This window comes from Ulvibacter antarcticus (assembly GCF_003688405.1).
GTDB lineage: Bacteria > Bacteroidota > Bacteroidia > Flavobacteriales > Flavobacteriaceae > Ulvibacter > Ulvibacter antarcticus.
In genome coordinates, this window is sequence record NZ_REFC01000014.1 from 163,040 (window position 1) to 182,450 (window position 19,411).

The window sequence follows — 19,411 nt, forward strand, 5'->3', positions numbered from 1 at the left end:
ACTAAGCTTGGCATTAGATCGCCAAATACATTAGCTCTTAATTTTTACTTTTCCTGCTAGCTCCTTTGCTTTTTTTGTCACTTCGGAAATGTCTCCATCTAGAACGTCATATGTAACTACAACTCCCATTCTTCGGAAGGGTCGCGTACTCGGCTTACCGAAAATTCTGAAATCTGTTTTGGTGGCTTCAGCAAGAAATTCTAATCCTTCGTAACTTGGATTTGCACCAGTTTCCGAAGCTAAAATAACAGCACTGGCACCTATTCGTTCTAAGGTGATTTCAGGAATAGGCAATCCGATAATTGCTCTCAAATGCAATTCAAATTCGTTAAAATTCTGAGTGTTAGCCAAAGTAACCATTCCGGTGTCGTGAGGTCTGGGAGACAATTCAGAAAAATATACTCCATCGTCTGCTATAAAAAACTCTACACCCCAAATCCCTGCACCTGTAAGCGATGAGGTCACTTTATCTGCCATTTGGCGAGCAGTTTTTAGATGCTCTTCTAACATGGCAGTGGGTTGCCAACTTTCCTGATAATCGCCTCGTTCCTGGCGATGACCAATAGGTGGGCAAAACAAGGTTTTACCATTACGCTGAGTAACTGTAAGTAAGGTAATTTCATAATTGAAGTCCACGAAGGCTTCTACTATCACTTCTGCAACATCACCACGGGACCCATCTTGAGAGTAGCTCCATGCCTTTTCGATATCTGCTTCGGTTTTAATGGTACTCTGTCCTTTCCCACTAGAGGACATGAGTGGTTTTACAACACAGGGCATGCCTATTTCCGAAACTGATTTTCTAAGGCTCTCGGCTGAGGTTGCGTATGCGTATTTTGGTGTTTTGAGACCTAATTCTTTGGAAGCCAGATCTCTTATCGCCTTCCTGTTCATCGTGAAATTAGCAGCTCTTGCTGAAGGAATCACTGTATAGCCTTGCTTTTCGTACTCGTAAAAACGTTCTGTACGAATGGCTTCGATTTCAGGAACAATATAGTCAGGCTGATGTTTGGCTACAAGTGCATCCAAAGCATCGCCGTCCAGCATGTTGATTATTTCAGATTCGTGAGCAACAGACATGGCAGGCGCATTTTCGTAGCTGTCGACTGCTATAACGGTTTGTCCCAAACGTTGTGCTGCAATGACAAATTCTTTTCCAAGTTCACCGCTTCCTAAAAGTAGAATTTTTGCCATGTGCTTCCGTCTAGCTTGTAAGGGCTTCCTTGATACGTTTTAGAGCTTCTTTAATGTTCGCTTCGGAAGCTGCATACGAAATACGAATGCAATTTGGATCACCGAAGGCTTCACCGGTAACGGTAGCAACATTCGCCTTTTCCAATAGAAATAAAGAAAAATCGGAAGCATTTGCTATTTTCATTCCTTTAAGGGTCTTTCCGAAGTAAGAAGAGATATCTGGAAAAACATAAAAAGCACCTTCAGGTTCATTAGTCTTTATTCCGGGAATTTCTGACAATAAATTCAGGATTAATGTACGTCGTTCCTTAAAAGCATCGACCATAAACTGAATTTTCGACGGCGGATTTTCGAGTGCCGTAATCGTAGCACGCTGTGCAATACAGTTAGCTCCGCTGGTAATCTGTCCTTGCATCTTGTTACATGCACGTGCAATCCAATCGGGGCCTCCAATATATCCTATTCGCCATCCGGTCATAGAATAGGCTTTAGACACACCATTTACCACAACTGTACGATCATACATATCATCGAATTCAGCAATAGAAGTATGCTTACCAACGAAATTAATATGTTCATAGATTTCATCACTAATTACAATAATATCAGGATATTTTACGAGAACATCTGCTAAGGCCCTAAGCTCTTCCTTACTATAAACCGAACCACTCGGATTACAAGGTGAACTGTAGATCATCATTTTCGTTTTTGGAGTAATCGCAGCTTCTAGATCGGCTGCAGTTATTTTAAAATCATTTTCAATAGACGATTTTATTTCAACAGGAACTCCTCCTGCTAATTTACTAATATCACCGTAGCTTACCCAGTAAGGAGCTGGTAATAATACTTCGTCACCTTCATTAAGCAACACCATCGCAAGATTAGCTAAAGATTGTTTAGCACCTGTAGATACGACGATTTGTGAAGGAGAATATGTAAGATTATTATCCCTTTTAAATTTTGTTATGATTGCCTGCTTCAGTTCGCCGTAACCATCGACGGGTGTATACGCATGATAGTTGTCTTCGACCGCTTGAATTGCGGCTTGTTTTACAAACTCCGGAATAGTGAAATCGGGTTCACCTAGACTAAGTCCAATGATATCTATTCCTTGTTCTTTTAATTCTCTGGTCTTGGCTGCCATTGCAAGTGTGGCAGAAGTCGCCATTTCATTGACTCTGTTGGAAAGTTTAGAATTCATAGGTTTTACGCTGGTAATGAGGCGGGATTTAATCCCATTTCTCGCAAGTGTTTAAAATGTGCTATAAGAGCTTTTCTTGTGGTCTTGAATTCATGATACGGTAAATTAAATTCCGCGGCCGTTTCTTTTACGATTTTTGAAATTTTTGTATAATGAACGTGGCTAATATGTGGGAATATATGATGCTCTACCTGGTGATTTAAACCTCCTGTAAACCAATTCATGATTCTATTCTTGGTTGAAAAGTTAACAGTAGTGTATAGTTGATGAATGGCCCATGTATTTTTCATGGTTCCTGAAGGATCCGGTAATAACATGTCTGCTTCTTCCACAACATGTGCCAATTGAAAAACAACACTTAATATCATTCCTGCCACATAGTGCATAATGAAGAATCCAAGTAAAATTTTCCACCAAACAATATTAAAAAACAACAATGGTACAACGATCCAAATTGAGAAATAGATGATCTTGGTTATAATTAAGATACTCCATTGCGTAGATGGCTTAGGGAATTTTCCAAAAGACAATTTACGCTTTAAATAGCGATATGTTTGTTGAAAATCGGTAGTAAGTGCCCAATTGAAAGTTAGAAGTCCATAAAGAAAAACACCGTAATAATGTTGAAATTTATGAAAACGATACCATTTAGCGTGTTTTGAGAATCGAAGTACTCTTCCGGCCTCAAGATCTTCATCATGACCATGAATATTTGTATAAGTATGGTGCAGTACATTATGCTGTACTTTCCAGTTATAGGCATTACCAGCCAAAATATATATACTGCTTCCCAATACTTTATTGATCCATTTTTTAGATGAATAAGCCCCGTGATTTGCATCGTGCATTACATTCATTCCAATTCCGGCCATACCAATACCCATCGCGATTGTTGAAAGTATTTGTGCCCATCCCGGAAGATCCAAGGTTAATAATAGGAAATATGGGGTAAGATAGATCGAAAACATGATCACCGTTTTTAGGTGCAGTTTCCAATTGCCGCTTCTGGAAATATCATTCTCCTTAAAGTATGTATTAACGCGTTTATTTAGCGTTCTAAAGAATTTGGCAGAATCTACCCTCGAAAAAGTAATTTGCTTTTTTATCACTGTAGTGGTTTTATGAGGAAATTTCCTCTCAAAATGCAAAAATACGGATCTAATATCTAAATCAGTTAATTGATATCATAAATTTACATAAGTTAACTTACTTTTGTGACTGAAAATTAACTATGGAGCTACTTTTAAAATATTTCCCACATCTTTCTGAGAATCAGTTAGATCAGTTTGGAAGACTTTCTGAATTATACAAAGACTGGAATCTTAAGATCAACGTCGTTTCCCGAAAAGACATAGAAGAACTGTATCTACGTCATGTATTGCACTCTCTTGGGATTGCTAAAGTTCAGGAATTTCTACCTGGCTCGAAGGTTTTGGATGTTGGGACCGGAGGTGGTTTCCCGGGAATACCATTGGCTATATTATATCCTGAAACTAATTTTCATTTGGTCGATAGCATTGGGAAGAAAATAAAGGTTGTTGAAGAAGTATCCGGTGCCTTAGAACTTACCAATGTAAAAGTGACTAATGCAAGGGTAGAAACTGTAACAGATCAATACGATTTTATAGTGAGCAGAGCAGTAGCTCAAATGGAAACCTTTGTACATTGGGTGAAAGGGAGGGTTGCTAAGCGTCAAAAGCATGAGCTTAAAAACGGAATCCTGTATTTAAAAGGAGGAGATTTAAAAGATGAATTAGCCAACTACCCAAAGGCAACTATTTATAAGCTTCAGGATTATTATAAAGAGGATTTTTTTGAAACTAAAAGTGTGGTTCATTTGCCTCTGAAGTACAAACCTTAATTTTTTCAGAATAAAAAAACTCCCGCCAAAAATTATTGACGGGAGTTTTTATTTGCTATTAAAAATCTTAGTTCTTTATGAATTTAGTTGTTTTAACAGCATTACCATTGGTAATCTTTACAAAGTAGGTTCCGGCTGTAAGTTGAGAAACAGTTACCTGTTCGTTCAATGAAATATTGCTTTTCGTATATAAAACCTGACCAAGCATGTTGTATACTTCAATCGAAGAGTTTTCAGCATTTACGATATTCAATATAGTTGTTGCTGGATTTGGATAGATATTTACACCTTCCAACTCAGCAGTATTGGTTCCTAAGAAACCATCGGTAGAGAAATTTTGAGAATCTCCAGAACCGTAAGTCCCGTCGGTATAAAAAACCTGTAGTGAATTGTCGTCTGTTAATTCAACAGAACCACCACCATCACCGTAAGAATCGATAATATTAAAAGTGTAGCAATCTGAAGCTAATTCGAAAGTTTCATTGATCGTTTGATTATTACCGTAAGGTCCTCCGTTATAAACAGTGGCTCCAGAATAATCTTTAACATTCCAACTCACTTCACTCCCATAACCGTCGGTGTGTAATTCCATATGTACTGTAGTAGTTGCATTTAATGCTCTAAAATCAGTAGCAATGACGTTGTTTGTATTGTTTTCGTCATCTGGTATGGTAACGCTCAATTCATTCTCTGCTTGTACCGGATAATTAATCTCAGGAAGTTCAATTGTTACTTCATGATAGGTAGGAATACTTCCTGTCCACTCATAAGTGTGGACATCACCTCCGTTTACAGAATATTCTATTGTCAATGCTGTAATTGTATCGGCTCCTAAATTTTCAACTGCAACTGTTGGCGCAACATCTGCAAAAGCAGAATTACAGTCATCAGAAATATCATCGATATCGGTTAATGCAGCATCGTTAGCTATTGTAATACCGGTATATGTTGGTTTAGCACCATTTCCACTAGCAATTGCTTGATGAGTTTCAGTAATGAAAGCAACAACTTCAAGGTCTGCTAAAACAACAGGAACTCCATTGTAATCTGCTGGAATAGTATAGGTAATAGTTTCGTCTACCAATGTTCCAGTAGTTGTAGTTAGGATATCCATTCCCCATTGACCGGTTAACATTTCAACCAATCTGTGTTGGTGATTGTATTCGTTACCTGAGTTACCTCCGGTTTGTGGTCCTAATGTATTATTCTGAAGTAATGCGATATTTAAAAGGTTTGTTCCTTCCGGGCTATCTCCAGTATAGTATCCTTCCATATGTACAATTAGTTCACTAGTTTGAACATCGATTGTTGCTTCAACACCAATGTTTACGTATGAAGCTTGGTTTTTGGTTTGATTAGATGCAGCAGCCCATCGGTTTCTACTCATCGCAGTAGTTCCAGCAGTTCCTTGCTCATAACCAGGGAAATTCATTCGGTTAACGGTTCCTCCAGGATATCCTACAAGTCCGGTTTGATTTACAATGGCCGTTCCATAAGGAGTTCTGAAATCAGGTTCACCACTTCCAGGGTTTGCATAACTACCAACATGAATATTGACAAGAAATACATTTTCAGGGTCTGCGTCTTTTATTGATTGTGCAATGGCATGACCATCTGGACAGAATACACAATGAATACCAGTGAATTCTTCAAGAACCACTTTTTTGTTTTCAGGAGTTGTAGAAACTATCGTCTGTCCAATAGAGGTAAACGCTAGTAAAACAAATGCTAAAAGTGAGGTTGATTTTGTAAACATAGAGTTGTTTTTTAGGATTAATTGATTTGTTTTTATATCTGTAATCGGTTTGTTTAGAAGCAAATATAGCTTTTTGTTCTGAATAAAAAAGTTTTTCTAAAACTTCTTGTATAGCCTACTATTCCTATAGATTTTAAAAAAAAACAGACCCCAATAACAAGTAATAGTTGTTATTGGGGTCTTAATAAAATTGTTGTAACCTTCTACTTATTCGGCCACTATAAATTTAGCAGTTTTAACGGCATTTCCATCTATGATTTTTACAAAGTAAGTTCCAGCAGAAAACTGTGAAACTTCAATTTGTTCATTCATTGAAATATCGCTTTTGCTTAACAATGTTTGTCCAAGCATATTGAAAACTACGATTGAAGCTTTTTCAGCATTTTGTATGTTAAGTACTGAAGTAACCGGGTTAGGGTAGATCTTCACTCCTTGAAGAGCGTTGTCATCAACTCCTAATGCTCCAGTAGATGAAAACTCAGAAACCGCTTCATTAGTAAACGATCCATCTGTTTCAAAAAACTGGTTTCCTGTTTCGTCAGTCAATGTAAGAGTAGTTCCACCATTTCCGGCTGCATCGATCAAAGTGAATGTATAGTAACATCCGAGCCCAAAATTATAGGTTCTTTCAATGGTAACATTATTATCATAAGGTCCACCAGAAGATACAACAGTACCAGTTGGATCTTGTATAGTATACGTACAATCTGCACCAGCACCATCTGTGTTCAACACCATAGTTATAGAACCAGATGTGTCTGAAGCACTTCGGAATGTAACATCTCCACTATTGTTAGAATTGTTATCATCATTCGGAATTGTAACATTTAAAATGTTCGAAACTTCCGGAGTATAAGTTAAACCAGGAAGGGTTATTTCTTCAGTATAGTAAGATAGAATCTCTCCCGTCCAGTTGTATACTGCAGGAGTACCCCCGTTTATAGAATATTCAATATCTAAATTAGTGATCGGGTCATTCCCTAAGTTTTTAATTTCAATTACTGGCTCAACCATAGTGAAACAATCAACGTCAAAATCTTCAATCGATTCTAAACTTGCATCATTTGCAATGGTAATACCTGTAAAAGTTGGAAGAGTACCACTACCACTAACAACTTTTTGATGTGTTTCAGAAATAAATGCAACAACTTCCAAGTCAATAAGATCTACCGGTACACCATTGTAATCTAAAGGAATAGGATAAGTGTATGTTTCGTCTACAAATGTACCTGTAGTAGTCGTATTAATATCCGCACCCCATTGACCAGTGATCATTTCTACTAATCTGTGTTGGTGATTATATTCATTTCCGGAATTCCCACCAGTTTGTGGTCCTAAAGTGTTATTCTGAAGCAAAGCAACATTTAACAAGTTTGTTGCTTCCGGGCTAGATCCGGTATAATATCCTTCAACGTGAACAGTAAGCATGTTGGTTTGAACGTTGATAGACGCTTCAACTCCAACGTTTGCATAAGAACCTACAGCCAAGGTTTGATTAGAAGCAGCAGTCCAACGGTTTCTACTCATTGCAGTAGATCCAGAAGATCCTTGCTCATAACCAGGAAAGTTTAATCGGTTAACAGTTGCTGCCGGATATCCAACAAGCCCGGTTTGGCCAACAATAGCAGTCCCATAAGGAGTTCTGAAATCTGGTTCGCCAGTATTAGGGTTTGCGTAACTACCAACGTGGATGTTAATAAGAAAGGCGTTGTCTGGATTTGCATCTTTAATCGCTTGTGCGATAGCATGACCGTCTGGGCAGAATACACAATGAATTCCAGTAAATTCTTCCAGAATCACTTTTTTGTTTTCTGGAGAAGTAGAAACAATAGTTTGAGCAATAGCTCCAAAACTAAGTAACATTACTCCCAGAAAAAGGGATATTTTTTTTGTCATAACAAGTTGATTTTAAGTTCTTAAATACTTTTATAGTAAACAAATATACCTTTTTTGTGGCAATCATTAGCCTAATGTTTTAGAAAAATTGTGAAATTAATCATGATGGGTTTTCCCTACTAAACCGATGGAATATTTGCATCTCAATCGTGTAAAGGAATGGGTTCGAATTAATTAAGTGTAATAAATTTTTTTCGTAAAGTCCTACTATTGTTTGTCTTAGGTTTTGTATTTTTGTATTCCTAATTATAAAAAACAATAAACATGAAACAGAAATTACTTTTACTTAGTGTGTTATTCGCTTCTTTTTCTATGCTTGCTCAGTCGTATACGGTTGTTGATGGTGATGGGGGTGCAATACTTGACGGACATGAAGTTACTTACGGAGTTTTAACTTATCCGGAAGCCTCTTTAGATTTCTTCGTAACTAACACTACGAGTGCTGAAATATATATGCGAATTGAGTTGGAAAGTGCTGTTAATGCCGATGGTACAGGATTTGAACTTTGCTTTGGCGAATGTCTTTCTAATCTTTCAATTGGACAATCTGTTCCTGCTGCACCAGAATTTATAGCAATTCCGGTAGGAGGTACAACACCACAAGGAAATCACTTCTATAATTCTTTTGCCGGTAACGGATCAGATGTTTTAGAGTATAACTTCAGATTTTATTTATCTGATGCTGCTGGTAACGATATTGGTGAAGAACTACGTTTGACTTATTATTACGATCCTTTATTGAGTTTGAATGATTTTGAAGCATTGGATGTTAATATTTTCAATACTACAATCACTAATGAATTAACAGTGGATGTAGCTGAAGATGTAAATCTTAAGGTTTATGACCTTCAAGGTAGAATAGTTAAAAACGAAAACTTGAATGCTGGTAGAACATCTATCAACATGTCTGATCTTTCTGCTCAAATGTATATTTTACAATTTGACAATAACCGCGGATTATCTCATACACAAAAAGTTGTTGTAAAGTAATTTTACTTCTATATAAATTAAAAACGCCCTGAGGATATCAGGGCGTTTTTTTTTGTTTTAGTAGGTAGAAATTGACATTAGATCCTTCTTCTCGATACAATTTCTAAATTCCTTTTAGTCATATCGAAATCACTCGAATTGACACTAGATCCTTTCTTTATCTCATATCTTATTCCACTTTCCACTTTCCACTTTCCACTTTCCACTTTCCACTTTCCACTTTCCTCTTTCCTCTTCTTCTCGATAAAGCTTTTATTCCCTGGTGGTCATTAAAATCACTCGAAGTGACACTAGAATATTTACTTTTATCTCATATCTCATATCTCATATCTCATTCTTCTTCATTTCGTTTCTCTTCGGAAGGAATTGTAATTGATAATACATGAGTACTAAATTGCAAAGCCTACGATTGAAACAACTTTAGTGTAAACATAAAGATCGCCTGAAATTGCTTTCAGACGACCTTATTTAAATTGTATATTTCTATGCTTTAGAAGTTCACCGTTAAATTAGCGCTTACTCCTGTATTTTCTGGTACAAATCGACATACACCTCCAACACATATTAATCCTCCTCTTTGTCTTCCGTAGTTCATTCCTAAACGTGTTCTGCCTTTCGAATAACTACCTCCCATATTGTAATAGTGAATTTTACCTTCACCGCCATAATTATAAGAGTCGGCAATGTAAAGGCCTAGTCTAGAGTTAAAGTTGTATTCCAATACTCCAGCTGCCCAGTTCTTTCTGTCTTGCTTACTCCACATATGTTGTAGCACCATTCTAACAGACTGACTGCCCTTTATACGGTAAGTTCCTTCACCAACCAGGATTTGCGCTTTAATATCACCCTGTGTGCCAATTGGTCCACCTTGAGAAACTCCTTTATCAATAATAATATCCTGGAAGGTTAAAATTGTATTCAATTGTTTCCCCCATTTGTTTTTAACTTCTGCACTCCAGTCTCTGTAAAGACGAGGGCCAGTTCCAATAAACTTGGCTTCATACCATCGATTCTCAACATTGTATTCTGCGTCCAAACCGTTGTAGTAAGAGAAGTTTGCCGCTATTTTAGTTTTTAGCTTTCCGAGGAAACTATCACTTGGAGCCGAATAATAACCATCCAGCTGGGTTCCAACTTCACCCGATTGCTTGTTAAAAGTCTCAATAACCAAACGAGGCTGTGAATTATACACATAAATATTGGTCAACAAATAATCCTGCTGTTTTGTTAATGCGGGTACATAATTCAAAATTTGTTGATTGAAAGTATTTCCTTCCGCCAATCGGTCACTATAAAAACTAAAATTCTCGAGACGTCTGAAGGTTGCGTTTAATCCCAAACCTTTTTGAGCATAACCTGCATTGACAAGCATAGCCGTACCGTCGTATAACTTGTTTGATGAGACTATCTCGTCATTGGCAATGATATCCGGGTCTTTGGTAATTACTTCAATACCAGTAAAAAAGTTCCCTACAACCATATCAAGTCTTCCCGCATATGCGTTCACCGTAGTGGGTATGGTGTCGTTTGTTCCATTATCTTGATTTCGTCCTACGTAGCTGGCACCTACTTTTAGATTTACCGCCTCAATGTCAAGCGCTGTACTAAGATCTAGTTCTGCATTAATACCTTGAATGGCACCTTGAGACACTTCAAAACCATTTCGTTGCTGTCCAAAGACTCCTGTTAAGTCCAAGTATTCGGTAGCTTTAAAATTAAAGCGTATTCCTCTTAAAGCATTGTTGATACCTAGTTGTCTATCTTCCCATGCGCGAAGGATTAGTCCACTTCCAAATTGCTCATAAAAAAAACCTCCGGTAATATCGATGGTTTCATTTTTAAAATTCAGATAGTAGGTTCCAATTCCATTGTTTCCATCATAGATAGGCGCATAACCCAATAGTGATGTAGGTAGGTAGGATTCATACTGTGCACCCGCAGTAAAATTACCGAGGTTGAAATTTAGTTGAAAATAATTGTTAGCTCTAAATTGATCTTCGGGAGCCGGAAAATTAATTCCGTCATCTGCTAAAAGCCATTGCGAATTTGACTCAAATCCACCAAAGAAATTTCCGTTGTCTTGAGCAATAAGAAATCCACTGCACAATATTGCGACACTTAAAAATAAATATTTCATTAAAAAGGTTGGTTGTGTTATTAAAAAGAAATTTAATCTGCTAGTTCTTTAATTTTCTCGTAAAGTTCAAATTCGGCTCCCGGACTATAACCAGAATGTCGATGCATAATTTTACCGTTTTTTACTAAAAGAGTTAAAGGAACTGTAGAAGCACCCAAAGCTCGCTTTAGGTCGTTATTACTATCAAGAAGTATGGTGTAGTCCCATCCTTTACCATTAATTAATGGTTTTACACGCTTTACTGTTCTACTGTCATCCACAGAAACCGCTATTAATTCTACATTTGTTTCCTCCTGCCATTCTTCCCAAACTTCACTAATTGCATCCAATTCCTTCAGACAAGGAACACACCATGTAGCCCAAAGCGATACGATGACAATATTCTCACTATCGGCTGCATCCTGTATATTAATGGTCTCACCTTCGGTTGTAGTTAAATCTACATTAGGTAGTTCGTCTTGAGCAAAAGCGTTGAATGTCAGGAACAAACATAAAAGAAATACAATTTTTTTCATCTTGAGAAGTTTTAATTATTAAGCAATAATAGGTAATAAAATTCATAAAATAAATTTATAATACTACATTTCATTTTCTATTATCCTATAGAAAAACTATGATAAAAAACTAGTATTATTGTATAATATAAATTCATAATATAACTATGAAAACAAAAAACATACCAAAAATTCTATTAGCATTGACGCTAATTTTTCTAGTATCATGTAGTAAATCTGAAGAAAATGTACCCCTTACAGGTCCTACTGCTCAAATTACGGTTGAGAAAATCGTGAGAAAGGCTTCCTTGAGAAATCAGGACATTCCTTTTAGAATTTTAAATGAAAATGGAGATGATGTGACAGATATCACAACATTTTTTGTGGATGGAGTTGAGATTACCGGAAGTAATTTTTCTTCAGACGTTATTGGTGATTTCGAAGTATATGGTGTTTATACCGAAAATGGTGTAGAAATAACAACCAACGTGGAACCTTTTAAGGTTATTATTCCGAAGAGAAAAGTAGTAATTGAAGATTATACAGGTACCTGGTGTGGTTTCTGCCCTAGTGTTGCAGCGGCCATAATAGATACACATGAACTTACAGAACATCTTGCTATTGTTGCAATTCACGAAACTGCAAACAGTAGCCCGGACCCATATCACTACAATGAATTTCCAATTTTAAGGAATGCATTCAATATTGGTGGTTTGCCAAGAGCTAGAATTAATAGAACTGTTCCTTGGGTAAGCCCTTATACTTCTAATGATATTGTAGCTATGGCAGGGCAAGATACCAATCTGGCAATAGGAATCGTTTCTGAACTAGCCGGAACTACCCTTACGGTAAAAGTTGATATGGTTTTTGAAACAGGTACACAGGCTGGAGATAAATTAGTGCTTTATCTAATAGAAAATGGAATCATATACAAACAAACAAATTATTACAACGATGATCCGTCAAGTCCATACTACCAGTTGGGAAATCCAATCCTGGAATTTGAGCATAACGAAGTGTTGAGACAATCCTTAACGCAAACACTAGGGAATACTATTGGTGCAGCCGGACCTTTAGAAGAAATAGGTATGACGTTTGCCGCCGAAATCCCTGAAGATTATGATACCAATAACCTTGAGCTAGTCGCTATGATTGTTGATGTAGATAATAATGCAAGAAATGCTCAGACCGCACATATTAATGTAGATCAAGAATATCAGTAACAATCACTAATTCATACAAACGAAAAAACCCGAAGCAATTTTGTTTCGGGTTTTTTATTTTTACTTCGGAAAGATTATCCTAAGAAAGGATATCTGTAATCTGTTGGAGTTACAAAGGTTTCTTTAATCATCCTTGGAGAAATCCATCGGTATAAATTCAGTTTACTTCCTGCCTTATCATTTGTACCACTAGCACGAGCACCTCCAAATGGTTGCTGTCCAACAACTGCTCCTGTTGGTTTATCGTTAACATAGAAGTTTCCTGCCGCATTCTGAAGCGCCTTTATGGCAACCTCCAACGCATAACGATCTTCGCTGAAAACAGCGCCAGTAAGTGCATACTCACTTGTTTCGTCAACTAACGTAAGGGTTTTAAGCCAGTCTTTATCTTCAAATACATATACCGTTAAAACAGGGCCGAATAACTCGGTACACATGGTTGTGTATTTCGGGTCCTCAGTAACAATAACGGTGGGCTCAATAAAGTAACCTTCACTTTTATCGTACTTTCCACCCGCAATAATTTTTGCTTTCTTATCTTTCTTAGCCTTATCAATGAATTTGGCTAATTTATCGAATGAGCCTTCATGAATCACTGCTGTAATAAAATTACTCATATCTTCTGGCGATCCCATTTTAAGAGTAGCCATTTCAGCAATCAATTCTTTTTCCACAGCTTTCCAAATACTTTTTGAAATATAACATCTACTCGCAGCACTACATTTCTGTCCTTGAAATTCAAAAGCTCCACGTATCATCGCTGTTGCTACCTGTTTCGGATTTGACGATTTATGTGCGACAATAAAGTCTTTCCCTCCGGTTTCACCAACAATTCGCGGATAAGTCTTATAGTTGTGAATATTCGTTCCAATTTTTTGCCAGATATCCTTGAAGACATGCGTAGAACCGGTAAAGTGAATTCCACTAAAATCGGGACTCGCTAAAACGGTGTCGGTAATCATAACCGGGTCACCCATTACCATATTTATTACACCTGCCGGTACGCCTGCTTCTTTAAAAATATCTAAGATAATTTTAGCAGAATACATCTGGCTGTCACTTGGTTTCCAAACAACCACATTTCCCATCAGTGCAGCACTGGCAGGTAAATTAGCCGCGATTGCAGTAAAATTGAAAGGTGTAATGGCATATACAAAACCTTCTAGTGGTCGATATTCTAATCGATTCCAGGTTGAAGAAGTAGATTCCGGTTGTTCTGCGTAGATTTCAGTCATGTACTGAACATTGAATCGTAAAAAATCGATCAACTCACAAGAAGCATCTATTTCTGCCTGATAGATATTTTTAGATTGCCCCAACATGGTTGCTGCATTAATTTTTGCACGATACGGTCCGGCGATTAATTCGGCAGCACGTAGAAAAATAGCTGCTCGTTGTTCCCATGGCATTTCTGCCCAATTTTTACGAGCATCCAAAGCCGTGGAAATAGCATCCTTAATATTCTTCTTATCGGCTCTATGATAGGTTCCTAAAATGTGTTTATGATCGTGAGGAGGTGACATAGTCGCAGTATCTCCTGTTTTCACGTTTTTACCGTTTATGTATAATGGCACTTCAACTTTGCTATTGTACATTTTTATATAAGCCGCAGAAACTGCTGCTCTTTCCGGCGAACCGGGAGCATAGTCTTTAACAGGTTCGTTAACGGCAATTGGCACTTCAAAAAATCCTTTTCCCATCTCTTTATTTCTTTGATTTAATTAAGCTGCAAAGGTACAAATTTCAGGACTTCAAAACACATGTTCCGAATCGGAAAAAACGAATGCTAAGTTCTTTGAGGTTGAAATCATTTTTAGATGGTACTGGATTCTCAATATTCACTAAACTTCAGGAAAATTCGTTTTCACTCCACAAAATTACTTGAACTGATAGAGTTTTAGAATTGAACATTGAATATTGAACATTCTTTCGTAAGTTTCCATTCTTAATAGAGACCACTACCGCTATGTGTACCGTTACATTTATCCCTAAACATTCAGATGGATTTGTTCTAACATCAAACCGCGATGAAGCTCCTGGTCGAAAAACACTTGCGCCCCAGTTTTATCATTTAAAGGAAACCGGTCTGTTGTTTCCTAAAGATGAGGTCGCAGGGGGAACCTGGTTTGGAGTGAGTAGTAGAAAACGGTTAGTGTGTTTAATGAATGGAGGTTTCACTGCGCATAAAAGAGCCGATCAATACAGAATGAGTAGAGGAATTATTGTTACAGATCTTTTAACTTCGGAAGTGGTTACGGATGCAGTATCTGCATACAATTATAATGGAATTGAGCCTTTCACTGTAGTATTAGTCGATTGGGAAAAAGAGCTCCAGTTGTATGAATTAGTTTGGGACGGGATTAAAGCACATTTTTCTGAACAACCTATTGCACCTCAAATATGGTCGTCTTCTCTATTATATTCTGAAGAAATAAAGAAAAAAAGAGAGCGGTGGTTTTCTGAATTTATTTTTAAACATTTATCTCCTTCTGAAGCTGAATTACTAAATTTTCATAAAACTACTGGCGAAGGTGATATCAACTCTAATCTTATTATGGATCGCGGTTTTGTAAAAACCAAGAGTATTACTCAATTTATAAAGGGTAAAGAATCAATCTTACGATATGAAGATCTTCAGTCGGGAGAAACATCTGAAATACGAACTCCAAAGGACTGGTTCAAAAAAGAAAATTCAATTTGAAAAACACTGGTAAAATAATTGTTCTGGCTTATCCAGACACTTTCGTAACTGTGAGTGACGAATGGATTTGTAAATTTCTTCCGTTGGTAGGGCTGGGAACCCGTCACTACATTAAAGCTGGCCACGCGGCTTTGGTACTCATTGAGAATGAAAGCGGGGAGGCGCGTTATTTTGACTTCGGAAGGTATGTAACTCCAAAGGGACATGGCAGGGTGCGAGGGGCTAATACAGATGTTGAACTTATACTTCCCTTTAATGCCTTAATTGATGAGAATCACAGTTTGAAAAATCTAAAGGAGTTTTTATTGTGGCTAGACGCAAACCCTCAAAAAACACACGGAGAAGGAAGGTTGATCGCTTCAGTCTGTGAGTCGGTTGATTATAATTTGGCGAACGATTTTATTTATACGTTGCAACAAAAAGGAAGTGTACGTTATGGAGCTTTCAGTCAGACGGAGAGCAATTGTTCTCGATTTGTCACAGACACGATTTTGGCCGCAACTCAGGAAAAGGAAATTCAAATGGCCTTAAAGTTTAATAAACTTTTCACTCCAAGTACTGTAGGAAATGTAGAAAAAGCAGCAACCAAAAATGAGGTTTACGTAGTTGAAAATGGAGTGATAAGCGGGTTCAATAGTACCGCTTTTAAAGAGAATCTCACTAATTATTTTCATAAAAATCGTCCTGCTTCAGAAATGCGGGAATTGCCAAAGTTGCCTATTAATGCTCAAAAATTGACTGGAACAGGAAGTAATGCCTGGTTTGAATTGGTTTCTGAAAAATTGCCGAAAGATCACTTCAGAATAAAGAGGTACAATGATCATCATGAAATGGATTTTGACGGTATCTATAAAGCTTCAGAAGTATTTGATGCTACAAGTCCATTTCAATTTATCCACGACTCTCATTGTGGGTATTGCCATATTCTTCAGAAAAATAAAAAGATAAAATTTGAAAAGATAGTAGCCTACTCGGAAGCTAGTTCATTGCTGAAGGTTCACTCAATTTAAAGGAAGGGATCATCACTCTAAACTTACGAGTGCTCGTGAAATTCACCATATTATAATGTCCTTTCATGGATCCAAAGGGCGAAAGCAGCAAACAACCGCTGCTATATTCATGTTTTTCTCCCGGTAGAATAACCGGCTTCTTGCCAATTACACCATCACCTTCAATTACTTCGACATTGTTCAAGGCATCGCTGATTCGCCAATGTCTGGATAATAATTGCACCACATCTTTTCCTTGATTTTCAATAGTAACGGTATATCCGAAGGCATACTGCATTTTATAGTCCTTATAAAATGTGCCTTCAAAACTGGTCTTGACGGAGACCTTTATACCTTGCGTTACTTGTTGAACCATTAATACGTGGCAGCTGAGATTAGAAAAAATATTGATATAGCAAATGTGGCACTTATGCCGAAAACTATATTTAAAAATACGAATTTAATAATAGTTAACAAGCGTCCTTGTTTATAAAAATTGCGTAGGGCTTTATAAAAATAAAAGGGTCCGATAAGCAAGAATAATATGCCAGTAAGTATTTTGGCGCCAATTAATATATCAGGGATAAGGATTAGTAGCATCGCCAGAAATAGAAAGCTGAAAATATGGAAGATAAATATCATATGTTCAATAAAACTAAATTTGCTTTTTGAATAAATAAGCCAGAAGAAAATGGCGAAAAATGGCGTAAAAAAGAACAGAAAGAATGGAATTTTTTGAATCATATATTCGAAAAAGGCAACGGGACTATCCTTAAAACGCTGTACCGAATCATTCTTGTTGTATATCCAGCGATTGAATGGAGTGTTTTTATGATGAAGGCTGTCGAGTGCTACGTTAGCATCTTTGATTTTATATACATTGTAATAGTCTTTATAAAGAGAATAACGCCCTGAAATTCGTTCTCCCCAGGGCATTGCGGCAAGTTCTTCTTCACTCACAAATTTAATATCAGCCGCAGTTTTCTTTTCCCAAGTTGAGATAGTGTCATTGTTTAGAACGATCGCGTCATCTGTAAATTTGATGTCGTCAATTGAGTTTGTTTGATGTGTTACTTTGATGTTTTCCTTATTGGCTTCGGAAAGAGTGTCGTTTGCGGTTAGTGCGGAATCTGTATTAAAATTTACCAAGGAATCGGGGCTTCCTAGACTTATTAGTAAACCTTGAAGCAAAAAGTAGATAATCGAAACACTTAGGTAAAATCGGAAGGGATTTGCGTATTTGAGTCGCTGTCCATTTACGTAATTCCGGGTCATGACTCCCGGCTTAAACAGTAAGTCTTTAATGGTGTATCGAAGTCGGGAATCGTAGGTAAAAATACTGCTCAAAAACTGTCCGACGAAATCTTTTAACGAAAGTTGTTTTGTACTATTTAATTGAGAACAATAGGGACAATATACGTCGCTAAGATCTAAAGGTTGGCTACAATTTAGGCATTCCACACCTCGATACTTGACGGCTTTTCGATTGTTGTATGACGCGATTTTTTTGTCCTTCATACAATAAAGATAAGGCGTTTTTGCTATTTATTGCTCAAAAATCTCGCGTCTGTGTAGTGATGGGTTTGTTGCCACAAATTCTTCCAGCACTTGAAAGAAGTTAAGAATTTCGGTTTCAGTATTCCCGGAGTTAATTGTGACGAGGCGAATAAACTGCACATTATTGAAAGTGCCATATCCAACCATGAGTTTTCCTTTCTCGTATAACTCTGTGCATAATGTCTGTGCCGGAATGTTTTTATAATTGAAACAGATCGAAATGGATTCTTCGTAGCTAAAGAGCGAATATTCTGGGTTATTCTGGATGTAATTTCTTGCTACATTGGCCAAATGAAACTGATTATCGACTATCTTTTCGAGGCCTTTGGTACCTACAGATTTCCATAATGTCCAGAGTTTTAAAGCATCATTTCTTCTACCACATTGAATCGATGTCTTTCCAAGGTTGTAATCATCACCATCTGTTTGATATAAATAGGCCGCATCATTGGAGAACGAGTCGTTTAGATATTTTTTATGCTGTGTAATAATTATGGAACAGGTGAGTGGAGTTCCTAGCATCTTATGTGCATTAAAACTAAAGGAATCTGTTTGGTTGAGTCCGTTGAGTAGGTGTTTATACTTTTTACTGAAAATGACACTTCCGCAATATGCGCCATCTACATGAAGCCATAAATTATATGCTTTGCAAATTACACTTAGTGGAGGGATTTCATCGAAAGCTCCTAAAACTGTGGTTCCTGCGGTCGAATTGACGAAGAAAGGGTGAAAACCATTGGCGATATCTTTTTTAACGGCCACTTCCAGCTTTTCAGGCCGCATTTGCCCTTTTTCATTGGTTTCAACATATCGTACCTGATCTCGGCCAACGCCCATAAAGGCAGCATTTTTAGGTATAGAATAATGCGATTCGGAAGAGGTGTATAAGGTTAGTTTTTGTGATACGCCGCTGTTTTTTATAGAAGCGTTAAACGCATCTCTCGCCATAACCATAGCCATAAAGTTGCTCATAGAACCGCCCGGTGCAAAAGTCCCATCACTATCTTTAGCATAGCCAATTATATCACATACCTTATGTAAGATTTCTTTTTCAATCCCAACTTGTGGACCCGCGACTTTATAAGTGTACATGCTATTGTTAAGTAACACTGCCAATAGATCACCAAGGGTAGCCTTGGAATTTCGACCTCCAAATAACTGATTAAAAAAAAGCTTTGTTGCAGTACGAGGGGTGTTGAGAACTAACTTCTCTAATGTCTCTTCAAAAAATGCTTCAGAAGCTGGGGTATCTTTTAGAGAAATATCCAGAGTGTTGAAAAGTTCTTCCGGAGCTATAGGTGTTGCTACTGGTTGCTCACTTTCAGTTTTCAATAAACGGTCTGCGATCTTGTTAAAAAGAGCCAGGTCTTTTTTCATTGTAATTTTTTTTATTGGATGTATTTTCAGAAAAG

General features: G+C 37.3%; 16 protein-coding genes. 5 read left to right on the top strand and 11 right to left on the bottom strand.

Annotated features, from left to right (window positions below):
• Positions 1-30 precede the first annotated feature (30 nt).
• Genes purT through BXY75_RS12460 form a run of 3 tightly spaced genes read right to left on the bottom strand, consistent with a single transcriptional unit; the run spans position 31 to position 3,504 of the window.
• Entirely contained in the window at positions 31-1,194 is a 1,164-nt protein-coding gene (gene purT, locus BXY75_RS12450) for a formate-dependent phosphoribosylglycinamide formyltransferase (RefSeq protein WP_121908091.1), read from the bottom strand.
• 10 nt (positions 1,195-1,204) lie between these two features.
• On the bottom strand, positions 1,205-2,395 hold the full coding sequence (locus BXY75_RS12455) for a pyridoxal phosphate-dependent aminotransferase (RefSeq protein ID WP_121908092.1): 1,191 nt from the start codon (positions 2,393-2,395) through the stop codon (positions 1,205-1,207).
• 5 nt (positions 2,396-2,400) lie between these two features.
• On the bottom strand, positions 2,401-3,504 hold the full coding sequence (locus tag BXY75_RS12460) for a fatty acid desaturase family protein (protein WP_121908093.1): 1,104 nt from the start codon (positions 3,502-3,504) through the stop codon (positions 2,401-2,403).
• A gap of 122 nt (positions 3,505-3,626) precedes the next feature.
• Here BXY75_RS12460 and rsmG point away from each other — a divergent pair, with 122 nt between their 5' ends.
• Positions 3,627-4,256 carry a 16S rRNA (guanine(527)-N(7))-methyltransferase RsmG gene (gene rsmG / locus BXY75_RS12465; RefSeq protein ID WP_121908094.1) on the top strand — a complete coding sequence of 210 codons (630 nt, stop codon included), beginning with the start codon at positions 3,627-3,629 and terminating at the stop codon, positions 4,254-4,256.
• A gap of 67 nt (positions 4,257-4,323) precedes the next feature.
• Here the strand turns inward: rsmG and BXY75_RS12470 are convergent, their stop codons facing one another.
• Positions 4,324-6,012 (bottom strand): T9SS type A sorting domain-containing protein, encoded by a 1,689-nt coding sequence (locus BXY75_RS12470; protein WP_121908431.1) that lies wholly within the window; start codon positions 6,010-6,012, stop codon positions 4,324-4,326.
• Between the two features lie 207 nt (positions 6,013-6,219).
• Entirely contained in the window at positions 6,220-7,908 is a 1,689-nt protein-coding gene (locus tag BXY75_RS12475) for a T9SS type A sorting domain-containing protein (protein ID WP_121908095.1), read from the bottom strand.
• A 264-nt stretch (positions 7,909-8,172) separates the two neighbouring features.
• Between BXY75_RS12475 and BXY75_RS12480 the strand changes: the two genes are divergently transcribed.
• Positions 8,173-8,898: a T9SS type A sorting domain-containing protein gene (locus tag BXY75_RS12480; RefSeq protein WP_121908096.1), complete on the top strand. Its 726-nt coding sequence runs from the start codon at positions 8,173-8,175 to the stop codon at positions 8,896-8,898.
• Positions 8,899-9,388: 490 nt separating this feature from the next.
• Here the strand turns inward: BXY75_RS12480 and BXY75_RS12485 are convergent, their stop codons facing one another.
• On the bottom strand, positions 9,389-11,035 hold the full coding sequence (locus tag BXY75_RS12485; protein WP_121908097.1) for a DUF6029 family protein: 1,647 nt from the start codon (positions 11,033-11,035) through the stop codon (positions 9,389-9,391).
• A 32-nt stretch (positions 11,036-11,067) separates the two neighbouring features.
• Positions 11,068-11,550 carry a TlpA family protein disulfide reductase gene (locus tag BXY75_RS12490; RefSeq protein WP_121908098.1) on the bottom strand — a complete coding sequence of 161 codons (483 nt, stop codon included), beginning with the start codon at positions 11,548-11,550 and terminating at the stop codon, positions 11,068-11,070.
• Positions 11,551-11,696: 146 nt separating this feature from the next.
• Between BXY75_RS12490 and BXY75_RS12495 the strand changes: the two genes are divergently transcribed.
• The gene (locus tag BXY75_RS12495; protein WP_121908099.1) at positions 11,697-12,752 is read left to right on the top strand and encodes an Omp28-related outer membrane protein; all 1,056 of its coding nucleotides are present in this window, start codon (positions 11,697-11,699) and stop codon (positions 12,750-12,752) included.
• A 74-nt stretch (positions 12,753-12,826) separates the two neighbouring features.
• Here the strand turns inward: BXY75_RS12495 and pruA are convergent, their stop codons facing one another.
• Entirely contained in the window at positions 12,827-14,452 is a 1,626-nt protein-coding gene (gene pruA, locus BXY75_RS12500; protein ID WP_121908100.1) for an L-glutamate gamma-semialdehyde dehydrogenase, read from the bottom strand.
• 266 nt (positions 14,453-14,718) lie between these two features.
• Here pruA and BXY75_RS12505 point away from each other — a divergent pair, with 266 nt between their 5' ends.
• Both BXY75_RS12505 and BXY75_RS12510 read left to right on the top strand, forming a co-directional pair.
• The gene (locus tag BXY75_RS12505) at positions 14,719-15,453 is read left to right on the top strand and encodes an NRDE family protein (RefSeq protein WP_121908101.1); all 735 of its coding nucleotides are present in this window, start codon (positions 14,719-14,721) and stop codon (positions 15,451-15,453) included.
• The gene (locus BXY75_RS12510) at positions 15,450-16,463 is read left to right on the top strand and encodes a DUF6695 family protein (RefSeq protein WP_121908102.1); all 1,014 of its coding nucleotides are present in this window, start codon (positions 15,450-15,452) and stop codon (positions 16,461-16,463) included. The genes BXY75_RS12505 and BXY75_RS12510 overlap by 4 nt, the downstream gene beginning before the upstream one ends.
• Here BXY75_RS12510 and apaG read toward each other — a convergent pair.
• Genes apaG through BXY75_RS12525 form a run of 3 tightly spaced genes read right to left on the bottom strand, consistent with a single transcriptional unit; the run spans position 16,432 to position 19,376 of the window.
• Positions 16,432-16,818 carry a Co2+/Mg2+ efflux protein ApaG gene (apaG, locus tag BXY75_RS12515; protein ID WP_121908103.1) on the bottom strand — a complete coding sequence of 129 codons (387 nt, stop codon included), beginning with the start codon at positions 16,816-16,818 and terminating at the stop codon, positions 16,432-16,434. The genes BXY75_RS12510 and apaG overlap by 32 nt on opposite strands.
• Positions 16,818-17,960 carry a DUF3667 domain-containing protein gene (locus BXY75_RS12520; RefSeq protein WP_121908104.1) on the bottom strand — a complete coding sequence of 381 codons (1,143 nt, stop codon included), beginning with the start codon at positions 17,958-17,960 and terminating at the stop codon, positions 16,818-16,820. The genes apaG and BXY75_RS12520 overlap by 1 nt, the downstream gene beginning before the upstream one ends.
• A gap of 27 nt (positions 17,961-17,987) precedes the next feature.
• Entirely contained in the window at positions 17,988-19,376 is a 1,389-nt protein-coding gene (locus tag BXY75_RS12525; protein ID WP_121908105.1) for a pyridoxal phosphate-dependent decarboxylase family protein, read from the bottom strand.
• Positions 19,377-19,411 lie beyond the last annotated feature (35 nt).